Consider the following 13,444-nt stretch of genomic DNA (forward strand, 5'->3'; position numbering starts at 1 on the left):
AACGCTTTCCTTGTTATTGCGCCGCTTCAACCGCAGCGATCATGCGCACCACATCCACCGTTTCGGCTACATCGTGCACACGCAAAATATTTGCACCCTTGGTCAATGCCAGGGCCGCCAATGCCAAACTACCGAAGAGTCGACCGCCAACCTCGTGACCGAGCACCTTACCGATCATGCTCTTGCGCGAAACACCGACCAGCAATGGGCGCCCCAGATCAGAGAGCTCACTCATGCGCTTGAACAGGAGCAAATTGTGCTCCAGGGTCTTGGCAAAACCAAAGCCCGGATCGAGCAGGATCCGCTCAGCGGGAATACCGGCTGTCGTGCAGACGGCCATGCGCTCGGCGAGAAAATCACGCACCTCAGCGACGATATCCGGATATTGCGGATCATCCTGCATGTTGCCGGGCTCGCCACGCATATGCATCAGACAGACCGGCAAACCAGTATCTGCCGCCGCATCCAGAGCACCATCACGCTGCAACGAACGCACATCATTGATCAGCCCCGCACCAAGCCTGGCACTTTCGCGCATGACTGCGGGCGTCGAGGTATCCACGGAAATGATCACGTCGAGCTGACGGGCGATGGCTTCGACCACTGGCGCAACCCGCTCCAGCTCTTCGGTCGGAGAAACGGCTCGGGCGCCCGGGCGGGTGGACTCACCACCGATATCGATCAGCGTCGCACCTGCGGCGACCATCTGCTCGGCGTGACGCAATGCAGCATCGCGCGCCGTAAAGCGCCCACCGTCGGAGAAAGAATCAGGAGTGACATTGAGGATGCCCATCACCTGCGGACGGGACAAATCAAGAAGCCGGCTACCACAGGGTAGCCGGCTCGGGTGTTGCGCTTGAGACATATGAAACCTTAGTGCTCGGCCGCCGGCCCACCAATGGGCTTTTCAGAGCGGTCTGGCTCGTCGACTTTGGCCTGCGGAGCACCTGAGTCGTCACCACCACCCCAGCCGCGCGGCTCACGGGGCTCGCGACCATTCATGATGTCATCGATCTGCTCAGCGTCGATGGTTTCATATTTCATCAACGCTTCGGCCATGGCATCGAGCTTGTCACGGTTCTCTACCAGCAGCTTCTTGGCCGTGTCGTAGCATTCATCGATGATACGGCGCACTTCCTCGTCGATCTGCTTGGCAGTCTCACCGGAAACATTGCTGGCCTGGCTGCCCATGCTACGACCCAGGAAGACTTCACCTTCCTCCTCCGCATACATCAACGGGCCCAGCTTCTCGGACAGGCCCCACTTGGTGACCATGTTCTTGGCCAGCTGGGTGGCGCGCATGATGTCGTTGGAAGCCCCCGTGGTAACGCCGTCGAAGCCCAGGGTCATTTCCTCGGCGATACGGCCACCGAACAGCGAGCAGATCTGACTGATCAAAGCGCGCTTGCTGAGGCTGTAACGGTCTTCTTCCGGCAGGAACATGGTCACTCCCAAGGCACGACCGCGCGGAATGATGGAAACCTTGTAGACAGGATCATGCTCGGGAACCAGGCGACCGACGATGGCGTGGCCCGCCTCGTGGTAAGCGGTGTTGAGCTTCTCCTTGTCGGACATGACCATGGTTTTGCGCTCAGCGCCCATCATGATCTTGTCCTTGGCCAGCTCGAATTCCTTCATCTCCACCAGGCGCTTGCCGGCACGGGCTGCGAACAGCGAAGCCTCGTTTACCAGGTTGGCCAGATCGGCACCGGAGAACCCCGGAGTACCACGTGCAATGACAGCCGGATTGACGTCGTCGCCCATCGGCACCTTGCGCATGTGCACTTTCAGAATCTGCTCGCGACCACGAATATCCGGCAGACCAACGACCACCTGGCGGTCGAACCGGCCAGGACGCAGCAGCGCAGGGTCGAGAACGTCCGGACGGTTGGTGGCAGCGATGACGATGATGCCGTCATTCATTTCGAAGCCATCCATCTCCACCAGCAACTGGTTGAGGGTCTGCTCACGCTCGTCATGACCGCCGCCCATGCCGGCGCCACGGTGGCGACCAACAGCGTCGATCTCGTCGATGAAGATGATGCAAGGGGCGTGCTTCTTGGCCTGATCGAACATGTCGCGAACGCGGGAGGCCCCCACACCAACGAACATCTCCACGAAGTCGGAACCGGAAATGGTGAAAAACGGCACTTTCGCTTCGCCAGCCACGGCCTTGGCCAGCAAGGTTTTACCTGTACCTGGCGAGCCGACCATCAGCACACCGCGCGGGATACGACCGCCCAGACGCTGGAACTTGCCTGGATCGCGGAGAAATTCCACCAACTCGCTGACTTCTTCCTTGGCCTCGTCGCAACCGGCAACGTCGGCGAAGGTGGTCTTGACCTGATCTTCAGAGAGCAGGCGCGCCTTGGACTTGCCGAAGCTCATCGGCCCGCCCTTGCCGCCAGCCCCACCTTGCATCTGGCGCATGAAGAACATAAATACCGCGATGATCACCAGAATCGGGAAGCTGGCCACCAGCAACTGAGTCCAGATACTCTGCTGCTCAGGCTGCTTGCCTTCGATAACCACGTTGTTATCGATCAGGTCGCCAATCAGGCCACCATCCTGGATCGCCGGCCGAATGGTCTTGAAGCCCTCGCCATCGGTACGCTTACCAGTGATCACATAGCCGTCGACGATGACGCGCTCGACGCGCCCTTCCTTCACCTGCTCGATGAATTGCGAGTAGCTCAGGGTCTGCGGCTCGCTCGGACTGGAGAAGTTGTTCATCACGGTAACCAGCACCGCCGCGATGATCAGCCACAGGATCAGATTCTTTGCCATGTCGTTCAATTAGCTACCCTCTGAAGCAGGCCTCGTGGCGAAGCGGGCTTCCCATGACGACCAATGATATACCGACTAACTTACACCAAACGCCCGCGTCCCGCAGGCGCCGTCTGTAACCCTTTATGATGTTTCTGCCACTGAGACCGACAGGGTCGATACCAGTATCAATCACACCCCGCGAAAGCCACGCGCCAGCAGATATTGTTCACGGGAGCGATCACGCGAGGACAGCGGCTTGCGCATCCGTACCTTGTCGAAGGTCTCACGCATCTGCTTGTGACAAGCGTCGAAACCTTCACCCTGGAAGATTTTGATCAGAAAATCACCGCCCGGACGCAATACACGCCTGGCCAGATCCAGCGCCAGCTCGCACAATTACATGGCGCGCGCCTGATCGGCAGTTCTTACCCCACTCATATTGGGGGCCATATCGGAAATAACAAGGCCTACCGGATTTTCACCGATGGCCTCGAGAATCTGCGCGAAGACCGCGTCATCGGTGAAGTCACCCTGAATGAAGGTGACATCAGGGATGCGATCCTTCTCCTGGATTTCCAGCCACTTGTAGCTGGCGCGCGAACGATAGCCGTCCTTCCGCGCCATCTTCACGTAAGGATCGTCGAAATGTTCTTTCAGCCAACGCTGGCTGGTCTTGGAACGTGCCACTGAAACCTCGGATTCAACGGGTCATGAATAACTGCGCAGGCTCGGGTAAGATAAGCGCCGTTTTCCTGACCGAATTAGGTACTGACGATTATGCCGCTCACTCAAGAGCAGAAGAAACAATTCAAATCTATCGGCCACCACCTGAAACCTGTATTGATCGTGGCTGACAATGGATTGACCGAGGGAGTGCTGGCCGAGCTGGACCGCGCCCTGAACGATCACGAGCTTATCAAGGTACAGCTGCGCCTCACCGAACGCGAGGATCGCCAGGCTGCCATTGTAGCCCTGTGCGAGAGTGGACGCGCTGAACTGGTCCAATCGATTGGCAAGGTCGCCCTGCTCTATCGCAAGAACCCCAAGCCGAATCGCAACCTGTCCAACGTCATTCGTTATCAGGGTTGACGGCTGCGTGCAGCGCCTGTCAGACGTCAGGCGCCGCGCAATTTACCCGGAACGGGCTGTAGTACCAGTAACAGCCCGCAAAAGGCCATCACCAGATAGCTGAAACGCAGCAGGCGCTCGGCATCGGGCCAGTAACGCAGCACGGCAAAATAGCTCAGGGCCATGACTGCGACGGTCAACAACAACTGCCCGCGTATATCTCGCCAAAGACTCGATAGCCCATCACTGCGCAACAGGGCAAAGGCCTGCAGCGCAATGCATACGGCCGTCATGCCGACCAGCAACGGCACCAGCCGCGTAGCGATTACCTCCACCAGCAGCGGTGCCAGGCCAACCTGACCGATAGCTGGCAGGATGACGAATTGCACCAACCACAAACCGCCAACCCAGAGAGTCTGGGCCAGCTGCCAACTTATGGCAGCCGCCCGCGACGGTTGTTGCGGTTTAGATATGACGGACTTCGACAATCTCGTACTCGATCAGGCCGCTGGGGGTCTGCACTGCCACCACATCACCCTCGCTCTTGCCGATCAGGGCACGAGCGATAGGCGAGCCTACGGAGATCTTGCGCTGTTTGATGTCGGCTTCGTCTTCACCAACGATCTGGTAGGTCACGCTTTCGTCGGTCTCGACGTTGGCGATTTCCACCGTGGTGCCGAAGATCACCTTGCCGGTGTGCTCAATGCTGGTGACGTCGATGATCACTGCGTTCTGCAGACGGCCTTCGATATCACGCACGCGCGCCTCGACCATGCCCTGCTCTTCGCGGGCGGCGTGGTATTCGGCGTTTTCCTTGAGGTCGCCCAGCTCGCGAGCTTCGGCAATCGCCTGGCTCAGTGCGGGACGACGCACCTTGGTCAGGTGCGCCAGCTCTTCTTCCAGGGCGCGAGCGCCCTGGACGGTCATGGGGTACTTGTTCATGCCTTGATTCCTGCATGCAGATCCTGCAGCCGGCGCACGGTCTTCTCGGGACCGAACTTGAGCGCTTCACAGACCGCCTGCCCCGCCGCGATGGTGGTGGTGCAGTAGATCTTGTGCTGCAGGGCGTTACGACGGATCGAGTAGGAGTCAGCGATGGACTGACGCCCCTCGGTGGTATTGATGATCAGAGTGACTTCATCATTCTTGATCATGTCGACCACGTGCGGACGGCCTTCGGTCACCTTGTTCACGCGGCGTACCGGCAGGCCGGCAGCCTCGATCACTTTGGCAGTGCCGGCGGTCGCAACCACCTCGAAGCCCAGCGCGACCAGATCACGTGCGACCTGAACAGCTTCCGCCTTGTCGTCCTCACGCACGCTGATGAACGCGCAACCGGAGTTCGGCAGAATCTCGCTGGCACCCAGCTGCGCCTTGGCAAAGGCCTCACCGAAGCTGTCACCGACACCCATGACTTCACCGGTGGATTTCATCTCTGGGCCGAGGATCGGGTCGACGCCCGGGAACTTGGCGAAGGGGAATACCGCTTCCTTGACGCTGAAGAACGGCGGGATGATTTCCTCGCTGTAACCGGCCTCGGCCAGGCTCTTGCCGGCCATGACGCGGGCAGCCACCTTGGCCAGCGACTCGCCGACGCACTTGGAGACGAACGGCACGGTACGCGAGGCGCGCGGGTTCACCTCGATGACGTAGATATCCTCGCCCTGCACGGCCATCTGTACGTTCATCAGACCGACCACGCCGAGCTCCAGGGCCATTTTCTTGACCTGCTCGCGGATCTCGTCCTGGATGTGCATCGGCAGCGAGTACGGCGGCAACGAGCAAGCGGAGTCACCGGAGTGCACGCCAGCCTGCTCGATGTGCTGCATGATCGCACCGATCACCACGGTCTCGCCGTCGCACACCGCATCCACGTCCACCTCGATGGCGCAGTTGAGGAAGCGATCGAGCAGCACCGGGCTGTCGTTGGAGACCTTCACCGCTTCGCGCATATAGCGCTTGAGCTCTTCTTCCTGGTAGACGATTTCCATCGCCCGGCCGCCCAGTACGTAGGACGGACGCACCACCATCGGGTAACCGATGTTCTTCGACAGAGCCAGGGCTTCATCTTCGCTGCGCGCAGTGGCGTTGGCCGGCTGACGCAGGTTCAGACGCTGCACCATCTGCTGGAAGCGCTCGCGGTCTTCGGCGCGGTCGATGGCCTCGGGGCTGGTACCGATGATCGGTACGCCCGCTTCTTCCAGGGCGCGGCAGATCTTCAGCGGGGTCTGGCCGCCGTACTGCACGATGACGCCTTTCGGCTGCTCGACACGGACGATTTCCAGCACGTCTTCCAGGGTCACCGGCTCGAAGTACAGGCGGTCGGAGGTGTCGTAGTCGGTGGAGACGGTTTCCGGGTTGCAGTTGACCATGATGGTCTCGTAACCGTCTTCACGCATGGCCAGCGCAGCGTGCACGCAGCAGTAGTCGAACTCGATGCCTTGGCCGATACGGTTGGGGCCGCCACCGAGAATCATGATTTTCTCGCGGCTCGACGGATTGGCCTCGCACTCTTCCTCGTAGGTCGAGTACATGTAGGCGGTGTCGGTGGCGAATTCGGCGGCGCAGGTGTCCACGCGCTTGTACACCGGCAGCACTTTCAGCTTGTGGCGATGAGCACGCAGGCTCTTCTCGGAAACCCCCAGCAGCTTTGCCAGGCGCGCATCGGAGAAGCCCTTGCGCTTGAGCTTGAACATCAGATCGCGGCCGATGGCCGACAGACCCAGGGTCTGCACGGTGGCTTCGTCCTTGATCAGATCTTCGATCTGCACCAGGAACCACTCGTCGATACGGGTCAGCTCGAACACTTCGGCTACGGTCTTGCCGGCGCGGAAGGCATCGGCCACGTACCAGATACGGTCGGCACTGGGCACGGTCAGCTCGCGACGCAGAGTGCTTTCAGCCTCCGGGTCGTTCAGGTCGAGTTTCGGGTCGAAACCGGCAACGCCGACTTCCAGACCGCGCAGGGCTTTCTGCACCGACTCCTGGAAGGTACGGCCGATGGCCATGACCTCACCGACGGACTTCATCTGGGTGGTCAGGCGGGCGTCGGCCTTGGGGAACTTCTCGAAGGCGAAGCGCGGAACCTTGGTCACCACGTAGTCGATGGCCGGCTCGAACGACGCCGGGGTACGCCCGCCGGTGATGTCGTTGCTCAGCTCGTCGAGGGTGTAACCGACAGCCAGCTTGGCGGCGATCTTGGCAATCGGGAAGCCGGTGGCCTTGGAGGCCAGCGCCGAGCTGCGCGATACACGCGGGTTCATTTCGATGACGACCATGCGACCGGTGTTCGGGCAGATGCCGAACTGCACGTTGGAGCCACCGGTTTCGACGCCGATCTCACGCAGTACCGCCAGCGAGGCGTTACGCAGGATCTGGTATTCCTTGTCGGTCAGGGTCTGGGCCGGTGCGACGGTGATCGAGTCACCAGTGTGCACGCCCATCGGGTCAAAGTTCTCGATGGAGCAGACGATGATGCAGTTGTCCTTCTTGTCACGGACCACCTCCATCTCGTATTCCTTCCAGCCGATCAGCGACTCGTCGATCAGCAGCTCGCTGGTCGGCGACAGATCGAGACCGCGGGCGCAGATTTCCTCGAATTCTTCACGGTTGTAGGCGATGCCACCACCGGTGCCGCCCATGGTGAAGGACGGACGGATGATGCACGGGAAGCCGACTTTCTCGAGGACGCCGTAAGCGTCTTCCATGCTGTGGGCAATGCCGGATACCGGGCAAGCCAGGCCGATGTCTTTCATCGCCTTGTCGAAGCGCGAACGGTCTTCAGCCTTGTCGATGGTGTCGGCGTTGGCACCGATCATCTCGACGCCGAACTTTTCCAGCACGCCATGACGCTCCAGGTCCAGCGCACAGTTCAGTGCGGTCTGGCCACCCATGGTCGGCAGCAGGGCGTCGGGACGCTCCTTCTCGATGATCTTGGCCACGGTGGCCCACTTGATCGGCTCGATGTACGTGGCGTCGGCCATCGACGGGTCAGTCATGATGGTGGCCGGGTTGGAGTTCACCAGGATGACGCGGAACCCTTCTTCCTTTAGCGCCTTGCAGGCCTGGGCGCCGGAGTAGTCGAACTCACAGGCCTGGCCGATGACGATGGGGCCGGCGCCGAGGATCAGGATGCTTTTGATATCTGTACGTTTTGGCATAGCGGTTACTCGAATCCTTGGGTCAGTCGGCGGGGCTTAACGGCGCTTGGCCATGGCTTCGATGAAGCGGTCGAACAGCGGCGCCACGTCGTGCGGGCCGGGGCTCGCTTCGGGGTGCCCCTGGAAGCTGAAGGCGTCCTTGTCGGTACGCTCGATGCCCTGCAGGGTGCCGTCGAACAGCGACTTGTGGATCGGACGCACATTGCTCGGCAGGCTGCTTTCGTCCACGGCAAAACCGTGGTTCTGGCTGGTGATCATCACCACGCCGCTGTCGAGATCCTGTACCGGGTGGTTGGCACCGTGATGGCCATGACCCATTTTCAGGGTCTTGGCGCCGGAGGCCAGGGCCAGCAACTGGTGGCCGAGGCAGATGCCGAATACCGGGATATCGGTTTCCAGGACTTCCTTGATCGCCTTGATCGCGTAGTCGCACGGTTCGGGATCGCCAGGACCGTTGGAGAGGAACACGCCGTCAGGATTGAGCGCCAGCACGTCGCTGGCAGGAGTTTGCGCCGGCACCACGGTCAGGCGGCAGCCACGCTCGACCAGCATGCGCAGGATGTTCAGCTTCACACCGTAGTCATAGGCAACCACGTGGTAAGGCAGCTCGCTGGCCGGGATTTCCGGATGGCTGTCGTCCTTCAGATTCCAGGTGCTTTCGCGCCACTCGTAGCGCTCGGTGCAGCTGACCACCTTGGCCAGATCCATACCCTTGAGACCCGGGAAGCTACGCGCCAGCTCCAGTGCTTTCTCTTCGGTGGCGTCATCACCGACCAGGATGCAGCCGTTCTGCGAACCCTTCTCGCGCAGGATGCGAGTCAGGCGGCGAGTATCGATACCGGCGATGGCGACGGTGCCGTTGGCTTTCAGGTACTCGTCCAGCGGCTGCTTGTCGCGCCAGTTGCTGGAGATCAGCGGCAGGTCACGAATGATCAGGCCAGCGGCCCATACGCGGTTGGACTCGGCATCTTCCGGCGTGGTGCCGGTGTTACCGATGTGCGGGTAAGTCAGGGTAACGATCTGCTGGGCATAGGATGGATCGGTAAGGATTTCCTGATAGCCGGTCATGGCGGTGTTGAACACCACCTCTCCAATCGTCTGGCCATCGGCCCCGATGGAATCGCCGCGAAAAATGCTGCCGTCAGCAAGGGCCAAAATGGCAGGTTTGGGGGCTGGCTTAGTCAAGAAGACCTCCGTCTCGATCAAGGCTTGAAGCAAACGCAGGTTGTAAAAAAGCGGGATGACGTGTGAAGGTCATCCCGCTTTTTTATTTGAGCCATTCTGCGTAACTTTTAGTGGACACACTAAAACAGGAAGCTTACAGGAAAACCCTTTTTCGGTCCACCCGATAAGACACCTCAGTCACACATTCGCATCAACGCAGGCCCAACACGTCCTGCATGTCGTACAGCGCCGGCGAACGCTGCTGCAGCCACAGTGCAGAACGCACTGCGCCCTTGGCGAAAGTCATGCGGCTGGAGGCCTTGTGCGTGATCTCTACGCGCTCGCCGTCGGCGGCGAACAACACGGTGTGATCACCCACCACATCACCGGCACGCACGGTGGCGAAACCAATGGTTTCACGCTCACGCGCACCGGTCTGACCTTCACGACCGTAGACGGCAACCTTCTGCAGATCACGCCCCAATGCATCGGCAACTACTTCGCCCATGCGCAGCGCGGTGCCGGAGGGCGCATCGACCTTGTGCCGGTGGTGGGCTTCGATGATCTCGATATCCACGTCATCACCCAATACGCGAGCTGCGGTATCGAGCAACTTCAGGCACAGGTTGACGCCGACGCTGAAGTTGGCGGCGAAAACGATCGGAATCTGCTTGGCCGCTTCGCTCAGTTGCTGCTTTTCCTCGACAGTGAAGCCGGTGGTGCCGATGACCATGGCCTTGCCCGCCTGACGGCAGGCCTCCAGGTTCTTCAGCGTCACCGACGGGTGAGTGAAGTCAATCAGCACGTCGAAGTCATCGATCACGGCACTCAGGTCGCCTGCCAGGGTTACCCCGATCTTGCCCAGACCGACCAGCTCACCAGCATCTGCACCGATCAGGCTGCTGTCAGCACGGTCGATGGCGGCACTGAGTTTGGCACCCTCGGCCTGATTGACGGCCTCGATCAGGGTCTTGCCCATACGCCCGGCGGCGCCCATCACTGCAATACGTTGCATACATCAGCTCCAAGCTGTCGCCCCGGCATCACCAGGGCGCGTTGCGATTAAACGTCGCCGAAGAAGCGCTTCACGCCTTCGAACCAGCCACTGGCCTTGGGCGAGTGGGAATCGTCACCCTGCAGCGACTTGCGGAACTCCTCGAGCAGCTCGCGCTGACGCTTGTTCAGGTTGACCGGCGTTTCCACCGCCACCCGGCACATCAGATCACCAGCCGCACCACCACGCACAGGTGCCACGCCCTTGCCACGCAGGCGGAAGAGCTTGCCGGTCTGAGTACCTTCCGGGATCTTCAGCTTGACCCGACCATCGAGGGTCGGCACTTCCAGCTCGCCACCCAGCGCCGCATCGGCAAAGCTGATCGGCACTTCGCAGTACAGATGCTTGCCGTCACGCTGGAAGATCGCATGCTCACGGACGTTGACCACCACATACAGGTCACCGGCCGGACCGCCATGGGTGCCGGCCTCGCCCTCGCCAGACAGGCGAATGCGGTCACCGGTATCGACACCTGACGGCACTTTGACCGACAGGGTCTTGCTCTCTTCCACGCGCCCCTGGCCATGACAGCTGCCGCACGGGTCGGAGATCATCTTGCCGCTGCCATGACAGCGCGGACAGGTCTGCTGTACGGAGAAGAAACCCTGCTGCATGCGCACCTGACCGATGCCACCGCACGTGGTACAGGTGACCGGGCTGGTACCCTTCTTGGCACCCGAGCCATCGCAGGTCTTGCAACCGACCAGGGTCGGCACGCGGATGGTCACGGTGGTGCCGCGTACCGCTTCTTCCAGATCCAGCTCAAGGGTGTAGCGCAGATCCGAGCCGCGCTGGGCGCCGCCACGCGAACCGCCGCGAGCACCGCCGAAGAAGTCGCTGAACACATCCCCGAAGATATCGGAGAAGTTGGCGCCGCCGAAACCAGCGCCACCACCGCCACCCATTTGCGGGTCGACCCCGGCGTGGCCGTATTGGTCGTAAGCCGAACGCTTGGCCGCATCAGAAAGTACTTCGTAGGCCTCGTTGGCCTCCTTGAATTTCTCTTCGGCGTCTTTGTCGTCTGGGTTGCGGTCCGGGTGATATTTCATCGCCAGGCGCCGATAGGCCTTCTTCAGCTCGGCTTCGCTAGCACCGCGCTCGACCCCCAGGATCTCGTAATAGTCACGTTTTGCCATAGTTGTGCTGCACTCTCAGATTCGTGAGCTCCAGATACGCCGACGCGGGAGAAGGCTCCCGCGCGGCGAATCCTGCCCGTCGCGAGCGACGGTGGAGCGTAAAGAAGAGGCGGCCCGCCGAGCAGGCCGCATCCCTTACTTGTTCTCCTTGACCTCTTCGAACTCAGCGTCGACCACGTCGTCACCGGCATCCTTGGCGTCGCCAGCGTCAGCCTGGGCAGCACCGCCTTGCGGCTGCTCGGCGTACATCTTCTGCGCCAGCGGCGTGGTGGCTTCGGACAGTGCGTTCATCTTGGCTTCGATGGCAGCCTTGTCGTCACCCTTCACGGCCACTTCCAGTTCGCCAATGGCTTTCTCGATGGCCGCCTTCTCGTCGGCAGTGGCCTTGTCGCCTGCTTCAGTGAGCATCTTGCGAGTGGCGTGCACCAACTGATCGCCCTGGTTACGTGCCGTGGCCAGCTCTTCGAACTTGCGGTCTTCCTCGGCATTGGCCTCGGCGTCACGCACCATACGCTCGATTTCCTCATCGGACAGACCGGAGTTGGCCTTGATCACGATGGACTGCTGCTTGCCAGTGGCCTTGTCCTTGGCGGACACGTGCAGGATTCCGTTGGCGTCGATATCGAAGGTCACTTCGATCTGCGGCACGCCACGCGGCGCCGGCGGAATCTCGGCCAGGTCGAACTTGCCCAGCGACTTGTTCTGCGCGGCCTGCTTGCGCTCACCTTGCAGCACGTGAATGGTCACGGCGCTCTGGTTGTCATCAGCAGTGGAGAACACCTGCGACTTCTTGGTCGGGATGGTGGTGTTCTTCTCGATCAGCGCAGTCATCACGCCGCCCATGGTTTCGATACCCAGGGTCAGCGGGGACACGTCGAGCAGCAGAACGTCCTTGACGTCACCAGCCAGAACGGCGCCCTGAATGGCTGCGCCCATGGCAACGGCTTCGTCCGGGTTGACGTCCTTGCGCGGTTCCTTGCCGAAGAACTCGGTCACCAACTTCTGCACCAGCGGCATACGGGTCTGACCACCGACCAGAATCACATCGTTGATAGAGCCGACGTCGACACCAGCATCTTTCAGCGCGATACGGCAAGGCTCGATGGTGCGCTGCACCAGATCCTCGACCAGCGACTCCAGCTTGGAGCGGGAGATCTTCACGTTCAGGTGCTTCGGACCGGTGGCATCTGCAGTGATATACGGCAGGTTGACGTCGGTCTGCTGGCTCGAGGACAGCTCGATCTTGGCCTTCTCGGCGGCTTCCTTCAGGCGCTGCATGGCCAGCGGGTCACCCTTGAGGTTCATGCCGGTTTCTTTCTTGAATTCGTCGACGAGGTAATCGATCAGACGAATGTCGAAGTCCTCACCACCGAGGAAGGTGTCGCCGTTGGTAGCCAACACTTCGAACTGGTGCTCGCCATCGACTTCAGCGATCTCGATCACCGACACGTCGAAGGTACCGCCACCCAGGTCATAGACGATCACGGTGTGGTCGCCCTTGGCTTTGTCCATCCCGTAGGCCAGCGCAGCCGCAGTCGGCTCGTTGATGATGCGCTTGACGTCCAGACCGGCGATACGACCAGCATCCTTTGTAGCCTGACGCTGGCTGTCGTTGAAGTAAGCCGGGACGGTGATTACCGCCTCGGTGACCGCTTCGCCGAGATAGTCTTCGGCGGTCTTCTTCATCTTCTTGAGAATTTCAGCCGAGATTTGCGGCGGTGCCATCTTCTGGCCGTTCACTTCGACCCAGGCGTCACCGTTGTCCGCCTTGGCGATCTTGTACGGCACCATCTGAATGTCTTTCTGCACGACTTCTTCGTCGAAACGACGGCCGATCAGACGCTTCACCGCATACAGCGTGTTGTGCGGATTGGTCACCGCCTGACGCTTGGCCGACTGACCAACGAGGATTTCACCGTCATTGGCATAAGCAATAATGGACGGCGTGGTACGAGCGCCTTCGGCGTTCTCGATTACCTTGACGTTGCCGTTTTCCAGAATGGAGACACAGGAGTTGGTAGTCCCCAGGTCGATACCGATAATTTTGCCCATGAATATTCTCCCGAAACTTTGATTTTTCCGTCGCCTCGTTT

At 60.5% G+C, this 13,444-nt stretch carries 10 protein-coding genes and 1 pseudogene; 1 reads left to right on the forward strand and 10 read right to left on the reverse strand.

What is annotated here, in order from left to right:
- Positions 1-13: 13 nt before the first annotated feature.
- The 3 genes and pseudogenes from folP to ACNFCJ_RS14340 form a co-directional block, all read right to left on the reverse strand.
- Complete coding sequence (gene folP / locus ACNFCJ_RS14330; protein ID WP_273256243.1) at positions 14-865, reverse strand: dihydropteroate synthase; 852 nt, start codon at positions 863-865, stop codon at positions 14-16.
- Between the two features lie 8 nt (positions 866-873).
- Positions 874-2,787, reverse strand: coding sequence for an ATP-dependent zinc metalloprotease FtsH (gene ftsH, locus ACNFCJ_RS14335; protein ID WP_416771990.1), 1,914 nt, complete (start codon positions 2,785-2,787; stop codon positions 874-876).
- A 171-nt stretch (positions 2,788-2,958) separates the two neighbouring features.
- Positions 2,959-3,456 (reverse strand): annotated as a pseudogene (locus tag ACNFCJ_RS14340) (RlmE family RNA methyltransferase).
- A 90-nt stretch (positions 3,457-3,546) separates the two neighbouring features.
- On the opposite strand from ACNFCJ_RS14340, the gene yhbY reads away from it, so the two are divergent.
- On the forward strand, positions 3,547-3,858 hold the full coding sequence (gene yhbY, locus ACNFCJ_RS14345) for a ribosome assembly RNA-binding protein YhbY (RefSeq protein WP_017675336.1): 312 nt from the start codon (positions 3,547-3,549) through the stop codon (positions 3,856-3,858).
- Positions 3,859-3,884: 26 nt separating this feature from the next.
- On the opposite strand, the gene ACNFCJ_RS14350 is transcribed toward yhbY, so the two are convergent.
- The 7 genes from ACNFCJ_RS14350 to dnaK form a co-directional block, all read right to left on the reverse strand.
- Complete coding sequence (locus ACNFCJ_RS14350) at positions 3,885-4,325, reverse strand: DUF4149 domain-containing protein (protein ID WP_416771992.1); 441 nt, start codon at positions 4,323-4,325, stop codon at positions 3,885-3,887.
- Entirely contained in the window at positions 4,303-4,779 is a 477-nt protein-coding gene (gene greA, locus ACNFCJ_RS14355) for a transcription elongation factor GreA (protein ID WP_143506221.1), read from the reverse strand. The genes ACNFCJ_RS14350 and greA overlap by 23 nt, the downstream gene beginning before the upstream one ends.
- Positions 4,776-7,997 carry a carbamoyl-phosphate synthase large subunit gene (carB, locus tag ACNFCJ_RS14360; protein ID WP_416771994.1) on the reverse strand — a complete coding sequence of 1,074 codons (3,222 nt, stop codon included), beginning with the start codon at positions 7,995-7,997 and terminating at the stop codon, positions 4,776-4,778. The genes greA and carB overlap by 4 nt, the downstream gene beginning before the upstream one ends.
- Before the next feature lie 36 nt (positions 7,998-8,033).
- Complete coding sequence (gene carA / locus ACNFCJ_RS14365; RefSeq protein WP_416771996.1) at positions 8,034-9,182, reverse strand: glutamine-hydrolyzing carbamoyl-phosphate synthase small subunit; 1,149 nt, start codon at positions 9,180-9,182, stop codon at positions 8,034-8,036.
- Positions 9,183-9,372: 190 nt separating this feature from the next.
- A complete protein-coding gene (gene dapB / locus ACNFCJ_RS14370) occupies positions 9,373-10,176 on the reverse strand; it encodes a 4-hydroxy-tetrahydrodipicolinate reductase (protein WP_416771997.1) in 804 nt (267 codons plus the stop codon).
- A gap of 47 nt (positions 10,177-10,223) precedes the next feature.
- The gene (gene dnaJ / locus ACNFCJ_RS14375) at positions 10,224-11,351 is read right to left on the reverse strand and encodes a molecular chaperone DnaJ (RefSeq protein WP_416771998.1); all 1,128 of its coding nucleotides are present in this window, start codon (positions 11,349-11,351) and stop codon (positions 10,224-10,226) included.
- Between the two features lie 135 nt (positions 11,352-11,486).
- Positions 11,487-13,403, reverse strand: a complete 1,917-nt coding sequence (gene dnaK / locus ACNFCJ_RS14380; protein WP_416771999.1) for a molecular chaperone DnaK — start codon at positions 13,401-13,403, stop codon at positions 11,487-11,489.
- Between the last annotated feature and the right edge of the window lie 41 nt (positions 13,404-13,444).

This window comes from Pseudomonas sp. NY15364, assembly GCF_048068235.1.
GTDB lineage: Bacteria > Pseudomonadota > Gammaproteobacteria > Pseudomonadales > Pseudomonadaceae > Aquipseudomonas > Aquipseudomonas mendocina_D.